This window comes from Vibrio sp. MMH1-50, assembly GCF_022347645.1.
Lineage (GTDB): Bacteria > Pseudomonadota > Gammaproteobacteria > Enterobacterales > Vibrionaceae > Vibrio > Vibrio harveyi.
Genome location: NZ_JAKRGG010000002.1, coordinates 265,372 through 283,817 on the forward strand (window position 1 = coordinate 265,372; position 18,446 = coordinate 283,817).

Below are 18,446 nucleotides of genomic sequence, written 5' to 3' on the forward strand. Positions count from 1 at the left end.
CTCCATTTTATAAGGTGTGTAACCTATTTAGTATGCGCTAAGCCAAAAGCGAGCTCAATAAAAAACAGTGTTCACTTAACATTATCAATATAAGCCGTTACGTTGAAGCTTTTTTTGTCGTGTCCGTCATAAAACGTGCGTCTCAAACTCAATACAATCCAATGAATTTTGTTACTTTTTTAAGACATTTCTTATTTATCTTGTCTATTTTTGGGAGAGGAAGCTCACTTATGCGAGGTTCAGTTATTAAACGGATGTATGCAGGCTTCGCGCTAATCATCGTCCTGTTTGCGGTCACGATTGCCATTATGATGGGGGGCATGAATGATATTCACGGTAAGTTTGAGACAGTATCCAAGTCTTCACTACCACTTGTTTCACTATCTAACCAGACCAGTGTGGAACTGCTTTCCGCAGATAAATCTTTTAAGGATTTCCTGACCACAGAGAATAAACAACGCATGGATGAAATGCGTCAGGAATTTGCTAAATCTCAACAGCGCTTTGAAGGGACATTGAGTCAACTTGAAATCGCGAGTCAAATCTACCCTTCTCTTGCCGAACCATTTTCTCAACTTAAAGAACTTGAGCAGAGCTACTTTACCGAAGCAAAAGAAGCCATGGACAACTATGAGGCAATGTTCTCAGCACAAGAAGAAGTGCAAAAATCATCGCGTCGTTTCCAAAAGCTCAACACAGAGCTTTCTGTTGGTCTTAAAGAATACGTTGCAGATCAATCCAGCATCTCAGTGAAAGTGATGGCAAAAAGCTACTTCATTAAATTAAAAGATGCTGAAGTTATTACCTCGGATGCGCTGGCAAGTACCAACCCAGAATTCGTAACTCAAGCGGTAGCAAAAAACCGTAAAGCAGTCACGCACCTAAACTACGCGTTCCGTGGACTTGTGACACAACTGCCTGAGCTGCAAAAAGCCTTCGGCGAATCCGTTGAGCAGTTTACTCGCGACGTAGGTATGCGTGGCGGAGTATTGGATCAACACAACAGTTACTTATCGGCTCGATCTGCGTTGTACAATAACATTGCTAACCTAGCGACAAAAGTAGACTCTAGCATGGCAATTCTTGAACAATTCACCACAACCGCAACCGACAAGCTGAACGAGTCTCTCGCTGACGCTGGGGACATCTACTCAGCGGGCGTGACTAAAGCGATTGTCATTGCTGTTATTGTGGTTCTCTTTGCAACAGCGATCGGCTACCACATCGCGCAAAGTGTTCGTGAACCACTAACTCGCATCTTAAAAGCGTTGGAAGGCCTTACAGAAGGCGATATGACGCAACGTATCGACAACCGTTACAACAACGAATTCAGCCGTGTGAGCGGTCACATCAATACGCTCGCGGATAGCCTGCACAACATCCTTGTGAAACTAAACGATGCATCAGACAACTTAGCAACAACCGCATCAACCAACGAGCAAACTTCTTCACAAGCACAAACACAATTGAATTCTCAACGTGAGCAAACCGCTAATGTGGCGACAGCAATGACTGAGATGTCTCACTCAGTACAAGAAGTCGCGCAGAGTGCACAAGGCTCGCTAGAGATGGTACAACGTGTTGAGACAGCGTCTGACCAAGGACGCAACGTGATGAACAGCAATATCTCGACCATCAACCAACTTGAGACACGTTTAAACGAATCAGTGTCTGCGGTTTCTGAATTGCAGAAAATGAGTGGGCAAATTGGCTCTATTCTGGATGTAATTCGTAACATTGCTGAACAAACCAACCTACTCGCACTGAATGCCGCCATTGAGGCAGCACGTGCTGGCGAGCAAGGTCGTGGTTTTGCAGTTGTTGCCGATGAAGTTCGAGTGTTAGCTTCCAAGACGACACAATCGACAACTGAGATTGAGTCAATGATCAGTAACCTACAAACCAGTTCACAAACCGCGAGTCAGGTGATTCAAAGTTGTATGAGTGATATGGAAATGTCGGTGGAACAAGCATCAAAAGCAAACAGTTCAATGGAAGAAATCCAAGCACTGATCATCGAAATCAGCCAAATGAGCACGCATATATCTCAGGCGGCAGCTGAGCAGAGCGAGACTTCTGCCGATATTGCACGCAGCATTGAAGACATCAATAGCATTGCAGACCAAAGCTATCACGCGATGTCTAGCATTGCGCAAACCAGCGAATCAATGACGCAACTTGCGCATCAGCAAAATGAACTGGTTCATCGATTTAAGCTATAAAATCGAACGCGACAAGTAGCGGATTTATTGCAACCAACTGTATAAGGGTGACTTTTTATTAAAGTCACCCTTGTTTTTTATGAGCCTTGTCTACATATGGTTATTATGGCTTGCTCATCCCTTTTCTTTTCTCTTTTCGAGCAAGCCAAATAAGAAGGAAAACCTATGGCTGTTCATGTTGGTATTATCGACCAAGATCCAGTGAGATTAGTCACTCCTCTTTTGGATAATCGCACTGTAAGTACACATATCGTCTTCATCGGCGACAAAAGCCAATCCGATATGTACGAGCGACTGAGCGCAGTATTAGAGCAGCGAGAAATTACTTCCGAATTCTTTGAAATTCCTTCTGCAGTAAACACTTCTCTGATCAAACAATCTGTCCACAAATTGGCAAAAGACCTCCACGACCGAGGCGAAGAAGTTAAACTCAATGCAAGCTGTGGCCTTCGTCACCGTCTGCTTTCCGTGTACGAAGTCTTCCGTACTTATCGCTGGCCAATCTTCGTTGTAGAGCCAAACAGTGACAAATTATGCTGGCTTTACCCAGATGGCAAAGAAGACACGCAAGTAGAAGACCACATTACGATTTCTGACTACCTTACAATTTTCGGTGCGCGCGGTGAATTCCACCACGTAGACCTTCCTCCTCAACTTGACCAAAAGCTGTATGAACTTGGCGAGCGCTGGGCGTCTAACGCGTTAGAGCTTGGTCCTGGTCTTGCTACACTAAACTACCTTGCAACAACGTGTCGTAAAGAGCAAAAGCTAGATGTTGAGCTTTCTGAGAAACAACAAGGCTACCGTGAACTGAACATGTTGTTGACCGACTTGGTCGAAGCGCAAATCGCCACTTACGAAAACGGCGTACTGACGTTTGCTGACGAAGATGCACGCCGCTTCTCAAATGGTGAGTGGTTAGAAACTCTGGTTCACAGCACCGTTAAACAAATTCAAGACACCATGCCGACCATTCAAGACCGTTCGTTGAACGTGCAGGTTTATCGCAAACTCGGTGAAAGTGAAGTTCGTAATGAGCTTGACGTGGCAACGGTGGTGAACAACAAGCTTCACATCATCGAATGTAAAACCAAAGGCATGCGTGACGATGGCGATGACACGCTCTACAAACTTGAATCGCTGCGTGATCTTCTTGGCGGTCTACAAGCAAGAGCGATGTTGGTGAGCTTCCGCCCACTGCGCCATAATGACATCACTCGTGCAGAAGATTTAGGTTTGGCACTGATCGGTCCTGATGAACTCAAAGATCTCAAAACTCACCTTTCTGCATGGTTTGAAGCCGCTGGCGGTTCTGACGAAATCTAGTTTTTAACCTCCAATCAAAAAATAGAAAAGCAGCCCTCTCGGCTGCTTTTTTTTATTGCGTCAGGTTTAAAGTTGTTGCACCCAAACAAAACGAACAGATAGAAAAAACCAGAGGCGAACCTCTGGTTTTTCCCGTTTGTTTAAATGCCAACTAATGTTGTACTTAAAGCATCTTACGAGCGGCTTCTACTACAACTTTAATTGAGCGAGCTTCCGTTTCTTTCAGAGTTGAATGATCTGGAATCTCTTTTTGTGTACGGTTGATGATTACACCCGCCACACAACCTGCTTTCAGGCCAGAGCTTGCACACATGGTTAGCAATGTTGCTGACTCCATTTCGAAGTTCAGAACGCCCATGTCTTGCCACTCTTGCATAGAACCTTGGAAACGCTTAACAACACGACCAGAGAAAGTATCGTAACGCTCTTGACCTGGGTAGAAAGTGTCACTTGAAGCAGTCACACCCATATGAACTGTTGCACCAGACTCTTCAACTGCTGCTTTCATTGCTGTTGCGATTTCGAAATCTGCTACTGCTGGGAACTCCATTGGAGCAAAGTGTAGGCTCGCGCCATCTAGACGAACAGAACCTGTCGTAACGATCATGTCACCTACGTTTACGTGTGGTTGGATTGCGCCAGTAGTACCAACACGTAGGAAAGTACGAACACCAAGTTGCGCTAGCTCTTCTACTGCAATAGAAGTAGATGGACCACCGATACCTGTAGAACAAACCACAACAGGTTTACCGTCTAGCTCTGCACGGTATAGCGTGTATTCACGGTGACTTGCTAGAAATACTGGGTTTTCCATTTCTTCTGCGATTTTTTGTACGCGTGCTGGATCGCCTGGAATGATTGCTAGAGTAGCACCATTAAGATCAGCTTCAGTAACACCTAAATGGAATACAGCTTGAGACATAAGTCGCTCCTTGTTGTGGCTTATTTTGTAAACAATAAGCTCATTAATAAGTTGTTGGGTACAGATGCACTGTAGCGAACCTTTTACCAACATTGAGTGATCACAATCACAATGAAACAATGTAATAAATCTACACTTTCAAATAAAAACGGTTTGGATCACACTTTACAGACCAAAAGATCATTTCATTGCATAGTAATCAGTGATTCACCAAACGAAACCATCACTAAGACCATCTCGATTAACAGATATAAAAAAGCCTGAGACGTCTCCGCCTCAGGTTAATTCTTAATACACGTTTATGATTATTTTACTTGCTTAGTTTCAAAGCGTAATAGTCTTAAAGCGTTCAAAGTCACCAAGGCAGTAGCCCCGCTATCGGCTAATACCGCAACCCATAACCCAGTAATACCGAGTAAGCTTGTCACCAAGAACACGCCTTTCAAGCCTAAAGCCAACGCTACGTTCTGACGAATATTATTGAGCGTCGCACGTGATAGCTCAATCATCGCAGGCAATTCAACCAAGCGGTTGTGAGTCAGGGCCGCATCTGCGGTTTCTAGCGCAACATCCGTACCACCACCCATGGCGATACCGATGCTGGATGCTTTCATCGCCGGTGCATCGTTAATACCATCTCCGACCATCGCGACAGTGTGTTGCGCTGATATCTCTTCCACATAGTGCACTTTATCCGCTGGTAACAGACTGGCTTTGTAATCAAGACCAATCTGGTTAGCAATAGCTTCTGCACTACGTGGGTTATCACCGGTTAACATGACTGATGAAATACCAAGTTTCTTCAGTGCAGCAACCGCTTGCTGGGCGTCTTGGCGAAGCGTGTCTTGCCATGCGATCAAACCAATGACTTCATGATCATGACGAGCAATAACGACCGTTTTACCCTGCCCTTCTAACTCAACCACTTGTTGCTCAACCTGTTGCGAGATTGGGAAGTCTGCTTTCGATGGTGCGATGACTTGAACCAACTTCCCTTCAACCACACCTGTCACACCAGAACCAACCTGCGCAGTTTTATCTGCCGCTTCAGGAATATTGATGCCTTGCTCTTGCGCTTTACTTACCAGCGATAACGCTAGTGGGTGACTTGAGCCAATCTCAATCGACGCCGTTAAGCTTAATAGCTGCTCTTCTGTTACATCGAATGGAACCACGTCAGTCACTTGCGGTTTACCTTGTGTCAAAGTACCTGTTTTGTCGAACGCGACAGATTCAACACGTCCCAACAGTTCCAACGCTGCACCGCCTTTGATCAAGGCACCTCGTTTTGCTGCCGCGGCTAAACCTGAGGTAATCGCTGCAGGAGTAGAGATAACCAAAGCACATGGACATGCGATCAATAACAATGCTAAACCGCGGTATACCCATGTCTCCCAAGGTTGTGCAAACAGCAATGGCGGTGTGATGATGACTAATAGAGAGACAAGCATCATCAGCGGTGTGTACCAACGACTGAATTTATCTAGGAAGCGTTCAAGCGGTGCTTTGCGTGACTCTGCTTCTTCAATCAAATGCAGAATACGGTCGATCGCGTTTTCACCTTGGCGAGACGTCACTTTCACTTGCACGACTTTGTCGACAACCACGGCACCCGCCATGATTTTTCCACCTTCAGCATGTTCAACTGGAACGGATTCACCGGTTAGTGCGCTCTCATCAAAGCTTGCTGCTTGGGTCATAAGTAGACCGTCAGCAGGCATACGACCACCAGGAGCGACTTCAATAATGTCACCTGGCTGAAGCTGTGACGCTGGCACTTCTTGACGTTCGCCGTCCACAATTAGTGTCGTATTTTCAGGCACTAAGTCCATCAATGCCTGAACACCACTGCGAGCACGAGATGATGCGTATGCTTCTAACTTTTCACCAATAAGGAAAAGCAATAGCACCATCGCTGCTTCAGCAGTTTCGCCAAGGTAAAGTGCACCTAATGCTGCGACACTCATTAATGTTTCAATCGCAAACGGAGTGCCACTACGAGCCAATTTTACCGCTTTCATTGCAACCGGATACAAACCAAGCAAACAGGTTAAGGTAAACAACCAAGTACTTAACGTTGGGTTGAAATCAGAAATGATGCCAGCAAACGCCATTGCACCTGCGATCGATAGGATTTGTACATTGTCTTTAACAATGCCTAACCAACCTTTCTTTTCTGCTTTTGGCTTTGGTGCATCGGTAGAAGTTAATGGAAAACCAGTTTGTTGAGAGACCTGCTCAATTACAGCCGCGACGGCACGGTTATCAAAATCGACGACCAATTTTTCGGTTGCGAATAGTACTTTAGCGTTGGTAACCCCTTCTACAGAGGTAATCGCCTTCTCTAACTTTTGGGCACAAGAAGGACAGTCCATACCAGACACTAACCAGCTATGACGAATGGAGGATTCGAGGGGTTCGGCAGGACCTTCGTCTTCGGCAGACTCTGAGCTACAACCGCCGCTACTGCAGCAAGAGCCTTCTGAGTCGACCACGCTCGCTTGCGTGATATTGAGAGTTGGTTTTGCCGGTGCGCAGCAAGAGTCGTTTGCACCTACCGCCACCGCAGATTTGATTTTGCCAGATTGGCAACCTTGATGTTTTGTACACATAATTCACTTTCCTTATTGGTGATGAGCCTCTTTCTGCCACCAAGGATAAACCTTGGAGCTAGCTCCAAGGTCAAGAACAATATAATGAATTAAGCAAAATTACGCTTTTTCTTCTTCCAAAGCCGTTGCGACTTCGTCGATCAATACCGCGTCATGCGAACAGAAAGGCTGAGTGTTAACACAAGTAATCGCAGGGTCGTCTTCAATAATGTCTTCCCCAAAGTTCTGCATCAGATCTTTGATGTGCTTGTTCAGTACTACCAGTGCAAGTAAGCCAAATACAATCGTACCCACCGCTTGTCCATATAACACACCAAGTGCGCCATACCATTGAGCCCCAAAGTACACAAATGGTAATGTACCAATTGTCGCTTTACCCAAATTCAATGCCGTTGAATAAAGCGGTTTACCAAGGTTGTTAAACGAGGTATTCGCAACAAATAAAGTGCCATTGAATACAAATGTGATAGCAACGTAAGTGCAGAACGCGACAACAATAATCGCGGCATCCCCCGTCAAACTAAACATAGCGACGATGTAATCTTGCAAAACATAAAGCAAGGCACAAACACCCAGAGTGTAAATAGTGGTAACCAACAAAGAGTCTGTCAGTGTTCGCTTCACGCGGTCCATTCGCTCCGCGCCAAAGTTCTGCCCAATGATAGGACCAACCGCACCAGACAATGCAAAAATCACAGCAAAACACACTGGTGTTAAACGCCCTATCACCGCAAAGCCTGCGACAAAGTCCTCACCGAATTGAGCAATATGTGTCGTTACAATCGCGTTGCCAATTGGCGTTGCGGTATTAGTGATGATTGCTGGAATGGCAATCGCCAAAATCGGCTTAAGGTTATTTTTGAAGATATCGAATGTTGGAAAGGACACCAACTGATGCACTTTCACCAGCGGATAAAGGGAGAATGCCAATACCGTAAAACGAGCAATCACCGAGGCCGCCGCCGCACCTTCCACGTTCCATTTGAAGACAAAGATAAAGAGAGGATCAAGAATCGCGTTAACGATACCACCAGCCAACGTGGCCCACATCGAGCGTTTAGCATCACCAGCAGCACGCAAACCTGCACCGGCTGACATACCTAATGCCAAAATTGGCGCACTTGGTAGAAGAATGTTGAGATACGCTTCAGCACGCTCCGCTGCAACTCCTTCCGCACCAATGGCTGCGAGTAATTCGGGAATGTGGATGAACATACCAATGGTAATGACCAAGCTGATCATAAAAGCCACCAGCATGATGCTACCACTGGTCAACTTCGCTCGTTCGAAATCCTTTGCACCGATCGCTTTGGAAACTAAAGCGCCCATCGCTATCGAGGTACCTATCGATGCTGAAGTTGAGAAGAAAATTAATGTTCCCGCGAAACCAACCGCCGCAGCCAACTCGACCTGCCCCAACATACTGATGAACAACATATCAAGCAAATCGACGACAAACAGCGCCATTAAACCCACGGAACCCGCTCCGGACATCACCAGAATGTGGCGCATGGTTGAACCTTGGACAAACTTTGCGTCTTGCGTAGACATATTCTTCCTCAACGACAAAAAGACGCCGTAGCGTCTTTCGTCTTCATACTTATTGTTTTGTAATTAAACGGGGTGTTTGAAACATTCGTTCAGCGTTTTTCCTATCGCTCTCAGCACATCGCGTCTTGTAATCACACCGACGAGTTTCTCTTTATCATCTACCACAGGGTACATTTTTGGCTTGCCTATTTTCATCATGTCGGCCAACTCAATGATCGACATATCCGGCGATACAGACAAAACATCATCATGCATACACTCTTCTACTGTGTGCGTGTCCTGACAGTGATAACTGGCTTTAACGAGTTTGTCCAAAAGGTCTTGTTCAGAAAGGAATCCAATGACTTTCTCGTTTTCGTCGATAACAGGCCCACCTAGAGTAACACTTTGCATCACCTTGTCCAAAGCCGCCGTCAACGACATGTTCTTGGTGAAAGTCACTGCCTGTAACGTCATGTAATCTTTAACTTTTAGTGAGTGCATTCTTATCTCCTTAGCGGCACATTTTTGCTGCCTTTAAGATAAGTGTCGTCTAATTTCTTGATTTTACTAAATGGAAATTAGCAATTTTATCCATAGATTTAGTCTATCGATCTCTAATCGAATCAATACATAAGACAAAACAATAGATGCTCAGTTGCATATTTATATACCATCAACACCGCCCTCAGCTCGATGAATAACCATGAGAATATAAAGCATGAGAAGAGGTTGGATAAGTAACCAGTCGTTCAGAAATTTAAATGAGAAATAACTAGCTATGCAGCAAAGACAAAAAAGCCAGCCTATGATCGGGCTGGCTTTCGACGTTATATCACGCGACTAAATTATGCATTTTCCAGTGAAGCTACGATGTCACGCGCTACGGCTTCCGCCACTTTGATGCCATCAATACCCGCAGAAAGAATACCACCAGCATAACCGGCACCTTCACCCGCAGGGAAGAAACCTTTTAAGTTAATGCTCTGGAAGTCTTTGCCACGCTTGATGCAAACTGGAGAAGACGTACGTGTTTCAACACCTGTAAGCAAACCATCTTCTGATGCAAAACCTTTGATCTTACGATCGAATGCTGGAATCGCTTCACGAATCGCTTCAATAGCAAACTCAGGTAGCGCTTTTGACAGGTCAGTCAATTTGATGCCCGGAGTGAACGATGGCTCAACATCACCCAGTGCGCTTGGATCGCGACCTTTCAGGAAGTCACCAATTTTCTGCGCTGGTGCGTCGTAGTTCTCACCACCAAGTGTGTAAGCGCCCGATTCCAGTTCACGTTGGAAACGGATACCTGCTAGTGGATCGCCTGGGTAATCTACCTCTGGTGAGATACCGACGACGATTGCGCTGTTCGCGTTACGCTCCGCACGAGAGTACTGGCTCATGCCGTTCGTTACTACACGACCTTCTTCAGAAGTTGCCGCAACTACCGTACCACCAGGGCACATACAGAAGCTGTAAACCGTACGACCATTCTTACAGTGGTGAACCAGTTTGTAGTCTGCAGCACCAAGAATTGGGTGACCTGCGTTTGGACCAAAACGCGCTTCATCGATCATTGACTGTTTATGCTCGATACGGAAACCAACAGAGAATGGTTTCGCTTCCATGTAAACGCCACGGTCGTGCAGCATTTCAAAAGTATCACGAGCACTATGACCTACCGCTAGTACTACGTGACGAGATTTGATCTCTTCACCGTTTGATAGCGTTACGCCTGTGATTTGACCATCTTCCATATGCAGATCGTCAACACGAGTGCTAAAGCGGATCTCACCACCTAGCTCGATGATTTTCGCGCGCATCTTCTCGATCATGGTAACCAGTTTAAAGGTACCGATGTGCGGCTTACTTACGTATAGAATTTCTTCTGGGGCTCCAGCTTCAACAAACTCAGTGATCACTTTGCGACCGTAGAAATTTGGATCTTTCACTTGGCTGTAAAGTTTACCATCAGAGAAAGTACCTGCACCGCCCTCACCAAACTGTACGTTCGATTCTGGGTTAAGTGTACGCTTGCGCCAGAAGCCAAACGTGTCTTTAGTGCGCTCACGTACTTCTTTACCACGCTCAACGATGATTGGGTTAAAGCCCATTTGAGCCAAAACCAAACCCGCAAAAAGACCACAAGGACCGAAACCGATCACCACTGGGCGCTCAGTTAGGTTCTCAGGTGCTTTCGCCACGAACTTGTATTCCATGTCAGGTGTTTGGCGAACATGTGGGTCTTTTTCAAATTTCGCTAGCAACGCTTCTTCATCACCTTCAACGATGATGTCTAGCGTGTAGATAAGATGAATATTGGTTTTCTTACGAGCATCGTAGCCGCGTCTAAAGACATTAAAAGAGATAACTTTCTCAGCAGCAATGCCAAGCTTTTTAGTAATCGCGTCCAATAGCGCGCCTTCCTCGTGATCAAGAGGAAGTTTAATTTCATTAATACGAATCATGTGATGTCTCGTTATGGTAGGTGTCTTAGCCAGAACTGCTATTTTCTCCTCGTTAATATCAAGGGTGAAAAAGCAGTCAGCTCACAATGGCGCGCATTTTACGAGAAATTGAATTGTCTGTCATACTAAATCCAAGTTGCGCGGCGGAATTAACGTAGCGAATGTTGAATTTTGCCTTGGGATGAGTATTATCCCCATTCTTCAATTTTGACTAACTTAAGAGCTGATTATCATGGCGTTTGTCGTAACCGATAACTGTATCCAATGTAAATACACTGACTGTGTCGCGGTATGCCCTGCTGATGCCTTCCACGAAGGTCCAAACTTTATGGTAATCAACCCGATTGAATGCATCGATTGTGGCTTGTGCGTGGATGAATGTGCCGCAGCCGCCATCTTCCAAGAAGACGAGCTACCAGAAGATCAAGTGATCTACAAAGAGCTCAACGCAGAACTTGCAGAAATCTGGCCGGTACAAACTGAAGTGAAGCCAGCAATGGATGAAGCAGAAAAGTGGAACGGCGTGCCAAATAAATTGGACATGCTAGAAAAATAAGCGCATTAAAACGAAAAAAGCGTAATGAACCTCAACTTGAAAAAGTCTGGCTCGTTACGCTTTTTTTGTATCTATGATTCGTTGCTGCGATTAGCTGTGTTGACGACGCATGTTGTCCAGAATAATACCTGTCGCCATTGCTACGTTTAGAGACTCTGCACCACCAAATGCTGGAATAGTAATCTTGTCAGTCACAAATTTAGACGCCGCTTCACGCACACCATGAGATTCGCTGCCCATCAACAAAATACCGTCTGCTGAGAATTCCGTTTTGTGCACGCTCTCGCCTTCAAGAAAAGCACCATACACAGGCAAGTTTGCCTCTTCTAAGTAGCTTGGTAAATCCACTAGGCTAACTTGCACACGACCAAAGCTACCCATGGTTGCGCTGATGGTTTTTGGGTTGTATGGGTCGGCACAATCTGTGCTCGCGATGATGTGCTCGATACCATACCAGTCTGCTACGCGAATGATCGTACCTAGGTTCCCCGGATCAGATACGCCATCCAATGCGATCATCAAGCCTTTTGCCTGAGGCACTGTTACGTTTGGAATTTCAACCACAGCAATGGCTGCGTTATTGCTGACCAGGGTACTTGCCTTGGTTAAGTCATCAAGTGACGCTTCAATACATTCGAAACCGTTTAGTTCTTGGCTGTGCTGCTCTAGAAACTCAGCAGTCGCAAAAATCTGCTTTACCGTGAGCGAGCTGTTCGCTAACTCCAGTACGTTCTTTTCACCTTGAACCAGAAATAAGCCGTGCGCTTTACGCTGCTTCTTTTGACCTAAAGCACGCAGCAGTTTTAGTTGGTTTTTTGAAATCATGAAAATATCCCAGATGAAAGTTGGTGAAGTACCAGATGAAAACGGGGGGATTATAGAGTAAACCTTCGCACAGCTAAAGAGATGCCTTGCTTGAGAGAAAAGAAAAGCCCGCCAAGCTATCACTCTCGGCGGGCTTTAGGTCTCTGTCGCTTCCCTATGCTGCAAGAATCGACATCACCATTCTTAAACGACTTTGGTTTTCGTCATCTCTTTGATACCAGACAAAATGAACGTCGGCAGTGAAGACACTAATATCACACCAAATAGGTGACCAGCACTTAGTGCCTCTGTGTTAAAGATCAACTGACCAAGACCGGTGTAAATCACGCCAAGGGACAGCGTTGCCGAGACCGCGACAGCCCCCAATAGGTATTTATTGGTGAAAGGATTCTTACGGTATAGCGAGTTAAACGTACGCGAGTCAAACAAGTGCCATAGCTGAGCAAAAATCAGCATTGCGAAAGCCATTGTCTGTGCATATTGAGCGCTTTGACCGCTGCTCAATGCCCAGTTGAACGCCAAATAACTCATTCCGCCTAATGCTAAACCACGCGTCACAATACGTGTACCGAGATGGTCGCTGAAGAAACTTTCGTTACGCTTGCGCGGCTTACGTTCCATCAAGTCTTTCTCTTCTGGCTCAACACCCAACGCCAAAGCAGGCAAGCCGTCAGAGACTAGGTTAATCCAAAGAATCATCAATGGCGTGAGTGGTAGAATCGCCTCAGGTCCCATCATCAAGAAAGCAAATAAGATAACCGACACTTCACCCACGTTCGCTGTCAGTGCTTGGCGAATGAACTTACGCAAGTTATCGAAGATCTGACGTCCTTGGCGCACGGCTTTCACGATCGTACTGAAGTTGTCATCCAGAAGGATCAAATCACCTGAATCTTTGGCCACCGAAGTACCGGTAATACCCATCGCAACACCAATGTCAGCTCGACGAAGGGCAGGTGCGTCATTAACGCCATCACCCGTCATCGCTGCCACTTCATTATTGTGTTGCTGAGCTTGAACAATACGCAGCTTGTGTTCTGGCGTCACGCGGGCAAAGACTGCCACTTCCGGGCAAATCTTACGCAATGCCTCATCGTCCATTTCATCCAGTTGTGCTCCCGTTATAACCAAGTCTTTTTCACTGCGGATAATGCCGATTTCGCGTGCAATTGCCGCTGCAGTGAGTGCATGGTCACCCGTGATCATTACCGTGCGAACGCCAGCGTTGTAACAACTCTCTACTGCATCTCGAACCTCTGGACGCGGTGGGTCCATGATTCCATACAAACCAAGCACGGTCACATCTTTCTCTAGCTCAGCAGGATCACGCTTTAGGTCATCCTCTGTCAGCTCTTTGTAACCCACCGCCAAAGTACGAAGCGCTTGCTCTGCGAAGTCCTGAATTGCCGCTTCATAATTCGCGATGACCTCTTCTGCTGGACTTGCCGCTAACGCAAGGCTACCTGTCGACATGGTTGGAGCTGTTGGTAGCTCACCACCATCAACCATAAAACCAGAGGCATTACGCAACACCACATCTGGCGCACCTTTGATAGCGAGGAAGTGCTTACCATCAGGTCCTTTAACAATCACTGACGCCATCTTACGTGCAGAGTCGAATGGGAACTTCTCGACGATAGAGTAACCGCCTGTTGATAGCATGTCTGATTGTTCCAGACCCGCTTTTGCCGCGGCAACAATCAGTGCACCCTCGGTTGGGTTACCACGCACTGACGAATTATCACCATCTTTGATGTATTCCGCATCATTACACAGGGTCGCAACTACCAAGCCTTTCATCATTTCTGGGCTTTGCTTTGCATCAACCGTATGACCTAGAGGTTTGAATTCCCCCTCAGGGCTAAAGCCTTTGCCCGACACTTCCCAGTAACGACCACTTGCATCGTACGCTTTCATTACCTGCATTTGGTTTTGTGTCAGCGTACCGGTTTTATCCGAACAGATAACCGTGGTTGAACCGAGCGTTTCAATCGCAGAAAGCTGCTTCGCCAATGCGTTGTTCTTCACCATACGTGTTGAGCCCATGGTCAACACAATTGAAATAACCGTTGGTAGACCTTCTGGAATTGCTGCTACCGATAGAGAAATACCCGTGTTGAGGATTTCGAGCCAAGGCATACCATGGTAAAGACCGATACCACAAACCACAGCAACCACACCCAAAGCCGCAACCATCAAGGTCTTCGCGATGGTATCCATACGTTCTTGCATTGGTGTTTTGGTTTCTTCGGTGTTTGCCATCATATCCGCAATATGACCGACTTCCGTCTTCATGCCTGTGCTGACTACTACACCTAAGCCTGTACCTGTCGTCACAATCGTGGTCATAAAGCCCATATTACGCTGATCACCAAGACCAACGGTTTCGTCTTCAATCACCTTGACGATTTTATCAACCGGCTCAGACTCACCAGTAAGCGCAGCCTCATCTACTGCGAGACGGTTCGCTTCGATGATACGCACGTCCGCTGCGAGGATGTCACCCGTATTAATCTTTAGGATATCGCCTGGCACAATGTCACGCGCCAAGACATCAACCCATTCTCCATTGCGACGAACTTGTGCGGTTGGGGCTGCCATTTCTCGCAGTGCTTCCATGCCCTTCTGAGCTTTAAACTCTTGCCAAAATGCAATGATGGCATTGATGAAGATGATCACAGTGATGGCAATCGCATCAACTAGGTGACCAGTGAAGAAGGAAACAATCGCACCAATACCCAGAATGAAGATCAATGGGTTCTTAAATTGGTGTAGAAATAGCTCAAGCGCAGATTTGCCTTCTTGCTCTTGTAGCTCATTTTTGCCGTGTTCAGCCTGACGCTGTTCTACTTCTTCCGAAGTCAGACCTTGCTCAGTTGATACATTAAATTGAGTCAGTGTTTCTTCAACCGACTCAGTAAACCACTTTTTAGTCATGGGGGTCTCCAAAAAGCATTCAAGCGACATCAGTACAATTTCAAACTGATAAAAAGCATTCGCTGAATAGAATTGAGTTAAATCACCTCGCTCGTCACCTTTGCACCGTTTATTTTCATTTTGAATATTTATCAAGAATCTATTCAGTGTTATGTCAGCGAGTAAAAATAACCTACCCGAACCAATGAATACTTGTAATTAACTTTCAGCCCCGAAAAAGGCGAATGCGGACGAATCTTTGACCCCAATCAATCTCAATTTTATTTTGTCATACAAAAAATAAAACAAGTGTAAAAGATCATGAATAAGACCCCGAATAGACGGAAAATACACTTCATATTTCCCGAAAAGTGTAATTTTTCTACAGATTAATTTTCTTAAAGATTGCTAACAAATCTAACAAGCAGACAAACCATTCGAATAAACAGGAACGAGAAGATAAAAGAATTGCTAACAGAAAATAATGATGCGAGCACTGTAAGAATATAAAGCCTTGCATTCATCGGTAATGAATATTTATTTTCTGAGCATATTCTGGGAAAAATGAATAACGCGGGGAAAAGTGCGACTTTAGATTCCTTACCATAGAATGAAGCTCGTCCATGTATACCCAAGTAACCTCGAGATGCTTGGTTCAGCGAGAATGACTTGGTTTGAAGGCGAGGCAACAATTTGAAGATCTAGTGGTTCTAAATCGAAAATTGGATCTAAAGTGCAGAAGATAAAAACGAAAAAGCCTCGCTGTATAAGCGAGGCTTTTAAAGGGTGGGACCCCAGCCACATCCCGGCACACAAGTCACACGCTGCGGCTGCTTCCTTCCGGACCTGACCGAGTTCACGAGCTATTGTTGCGAGAGGACCAGAGCCCCATAATTCTTGCTTTGAGAGCTTGTCTCAAATGATGTGAGGATTATTCAGCATCGCCTCTCGGATTGCAAGGGCTAAAGCGACGAATTTGTCCTTTTCACTTCCGTTTGGACAAAACTCGGTCAATTCAGTCTATTAAAGCTAAACCATACAAGGGTTTGCTTCATTACAATTCCGGGAAGCTTGTTTGCTCGAGTACATATCTTCATCTGCTAAATGCAGCGCTTGCTCAAGACTAACGCTTCGCTCTCGCTTGGCGGAAACACCCACAGAAATGGTTACCACATTCAAACCATCAGATTGTTCGTCTTTGACATCCAGTGAACTCAGTTCTTCAACCGCTCGACTTAACTGAACCTCAGTAGGATAGCCAAGCAAAATAAACTCATCACCACCAATACGATAACTTCTACCCGCCCACACACGATGTATTTTGAGCGACAGCAATTGCAACACTTTATCCCCTGCTCGATGTCCAAACGTATCGTTGATTTGCTTGAAGTGGTTAATATCGAGATACAAGACCGCAAGATCCTTTGGTACACCCTGTCGGTACTTAAGTTGTAACGAGCGTCGATTTCTCAATCCAGTCAAGTTGTCAGTGTTTGATTGACGGTATAGGTACAAGCTGACACCAACCGCAAACACCAGCACAAAAACAAACACAGCTTGAGTCTGCGTCGCCAAACGAACTTCATATTCTAAGGCGGTTCGCCAATCTGGTCTTAAGTCATACTGAGCAACAATTTTCTCCAAATCTAGCATGGAGATTGCTCGACTAAAGTATGGGGCGAGAATTTCACCACGCTGATTGGTTGTTAACCCTATCGACAATTCCGATTCGTAAAACTCACCAATCGCATCGTCTTGTTCGATTGGAATTAACTCACTCAAACGTAAGAAATGATTCAGCATAGCGGTGTCCATCGCAATGTAATCAATCTCTCTGGCTAACAAGGCATCTAATGTTGCTTGCTGAGAATCAAATCGCTTTAGTTCCTTTAATGGCAACATTTGGGTAAGCATTTGATCAAAAAAGTCATCTTTTACCACACCAATACGTTCAGAAATAAGCTGAGACACATGGGAATATACGTTGGGCTTGTAGCCCAAGCGTTTCACCATAACCGACGTTGGTTGGTAATGAGGCTGAGGGAAGTAACTGAAAGCACGTCGTTCTCGACTGATGGTCAGTGGCGCTAATAAATCGAATTCACCTTGGATAAATTGGGCGTACATGGACTCCCAACTTTCATCAGGCTTGCTGATAACCACACAATTTAAAGCCAAAATTTTACAGCTTTTCATTACGACGTCTGCTGTCATCCCTTCGATAGAGCCGTCCTCTTTATAAACCACGTAAGGAAAGATAGATTCAAACTTGATAGTAAGAGGCTGCTCTAAATCGATTGGCAGTCGTTTGATAGATTCACGCAATGCTGTCTGTCGAAGTTCAAACTGATATAGCGCAACTTGTTCGCGTAAATGCTTTTGTACCGATTCATCGTGAATAAAATTGGCAAACGTCGACAACTCATCAAGATGTGATCCTTTCTGGCTAACAATAGAAACAGGCTTGATGGAGATTTGGTCATTAAGAAGTTTGGCATCAAAGCCTTCTAGCAACATAGGTTTGAGTTGATTGATAGCATCTACTACCCCATCAACTTGACCAGAACGCAGCAGTGCCACCGCTTCTTCATGCCCTTGATAAGGAACTTGAAGCAACTCAGGGTAGTTTTGTTGAATAAGCTCTGCATAGATGGTGTCTTTTGGTACCCCAACAACACTCGCTTCACCTAAGGTCGCGTCATTCAAACCATACAGATAAGTATATTCAATGTTAGTTGGACGTGAATAACTGAACTTCAGTGCACGTTCTGAGGTGTAGGTGATATTCGCAGCAAAGTCGCTCTCACCGTTCGCAACAGAATCCAAAATAGCGTCGAAACTCGAGTAATTCACGTACTGGATCGAAACACCAAAATGTTCTGCTACTGCGTCAAATAACACGCGAGTAACGACATCATCCGCCTCTGTCGCTACCTTATAATTAGGGGCTTGTTCCGGTTCTGCTTTGAGGCTCAAACTCAATAGAAAGCAAGCAAAAACCAACAGCCTTTGAACTACTTTAACCATGACAAACGTTTCTAAAAGGACCCTTCATACATATTGAAGGTA

11 protein-coding genes and 1 other RNA gene are annotated in these 18,446 nt (G+C 45.4%); 3 read left to right on the forward strand and 9 right to left on the reverse strand.

The features are described from left to right. The first annotated feature begins 230 nt into the window (after positions 1 to 230). Together MHO32_RS03240 and MHO32_RS03245 are read left to right on the forward strand one after the other, a co-directional pair. The gene (locus MHO32_RS03240; RefSeq protein ID WP_005446660.1) at positions 231 to 2,222 is read left to right on the forward strand and encodes a methyl-accepting chemotaxis protein; all 1,992 of its coding nucleotides are present in this window, start codon (positions 231 to 233) and stop codon (positions 2,220 to 2,222) included. 165 nt (positions 2,223 to 2,387) lie between these two features. Beyond that, positions 2,388 to 3,548 carry a DUF1887 family protein gene (locus MHO32_RS03245; RefSeq protein WP_005437515.1) on the forward strand — a complete coding sequence of 387 codons (1,161 nt, stop codon included), beginning with the start codon at positions 2,388 to 2,390 and terminating at the stop codon, positions 3,546 to 3,548. Between the two features lie 163 nt (positions 3,549 to 3,711). Here MHO32_RS03245 and udp read toward each other — a convergent pair whose 3' ends face one another. The 5 genes from udp to MHO32_RS03270 all read right to left on the reverse strand — a co-directional run bounded on the left by udp (position 3,712) and on the right by MHO32_RS03270 (position 11,080). Then, a complete protein-coding gene (gene udp / locus MHO32_RS03250; protein WP_005437517.1) occupies positions 3,712 to 4,470 on the reverse strand; it encodes a uridine phosphorylase in 759 nt (252 codons plus the stop codon). A 305-nt stretch (positions 4,471 to 4,775) separates the two neighbouring features. Then, positions 4,776 to 7,082 carry a zinc/cadmium/mercury/lead-transporting ATPase gene (locus tag MHO32_RS03255; RefSeq protein WP_239210642.1) on the reverse strand — a complete coding sequence of 769 codons (2,307 nt, stop codon included), beginning with the start codon at positions 7,080 to 7,082 and terminating at the stop codon, positions 4,776 to 4,778. 99 nt (positions 7,083 to 7,181) lie between these two features. After that, complete coding sequence (locus tag MHO32_RS03260) at positions 7,182 to 8,633, reverse strand: MATE family efflux transporter (protein WP_005446645.1); 1,452 nt, start codon at positions 8,631 to 8,633, stop codon at positions 7,182 to 7,184. Positions 8,634 to 8,696: 63 nt separating this feature from the next. Then, positions 8,697 to 9,116: a CBS domain-containing protein gene (locus tag MHO32_RS03265; RefSeq protein WP_005446643.1), complete on the reverse strand. Its 420-nt coding sequence runs from the start codon at positions 9,114 to 9,116 to the stop codon at positions 8,697 to 8,699. Between the two features lie 344 nt (positions 9,117 to 9,460). Further along, entirely contained in the window at positions 9,461 to 11,080 is a 1,620-nt protein-coding gene (locus MHO32_RS03270) for an NAD(P)/FAD-dependent oxidoreductase (RefSeq protein ID WP_009698323.1), read from the reverse strand. Between the two features lie 232 nt (positions 11,081 to 11,312). Between MHO32_RS03270 and fdxA the strand changes: the two genes are divergently transcribed. Further along, on the forward strand, positions 11,313 to 11,636 hold the full coding sequence (gene fdxA / locus MHO32_RS03275) for a ferredoxin FdxA (RefSeq protein ID WP_005431654.1): 324 nt from the start codon (positions 11,313 to 11,315) through the stop codon (positions 11,634 to 11,636). Between the two features lie 90 nt (positions 11,637 to 11,726). On the opposite strand, the gene MHO32_RS03280 is transcribed toward fdxA, so the two are convergent. The 4 genes from MHO32_RS03280 to MHO32_RS03295 all read right to left on the reverse strand — a co-directional run bounded on the left by MHO32_RS03280 (position 11,727) and on the right by MHO32_RS03295 (position 18,404). Further along, positions 11,727 to 12,461 (reverse strand): RNA methyltransferase, encoded by a 735-nt coding sequence (locus tag MHO32_RS03280; protein WP_005446638.1) that lies wholly within the window; start codon positions 12,459 to 12,461, stop codon positions 11,727 to 11,729. Between the two features lie 183 nt (positions 12,462 to 12,644). Then, positions 12,645 to 15,398 (reverse strand): cation-translocating P-type ATPase, encoded by a 2,754-nt coding sequence (locus MHO32_RS03285; RefSeq protein WP_074050248.1) that lies wholly within the window; start codon positions 15,396 to 15,398, stop codon positions 12,645 to 12,647. A gap of 768 nt (positions 15,399 to 16,166) precedes the next feature. Further along, positions 16,167 to 16,263: signal recognition particle sRNA small type (ffs, locus tag MHO32_RS03290), an RNA gene on the reverse strand. 143 nt (positions 16,264 to 16,406) lie between these two features. Further along, positions 16,407 to 18,404: a GGDEF domain-containing protein gene (locus MHO32_RS03295; protein ID WP_009698326.1), complete on the reverse strand. Its 1,998-nt coding sequence runs from the start codon at positions 18,402 to 18,404 to the stop codon at positions 16,407 to 16,409. Positions 18,405 to 18,446: the final 42 nt, after the last annotated feature.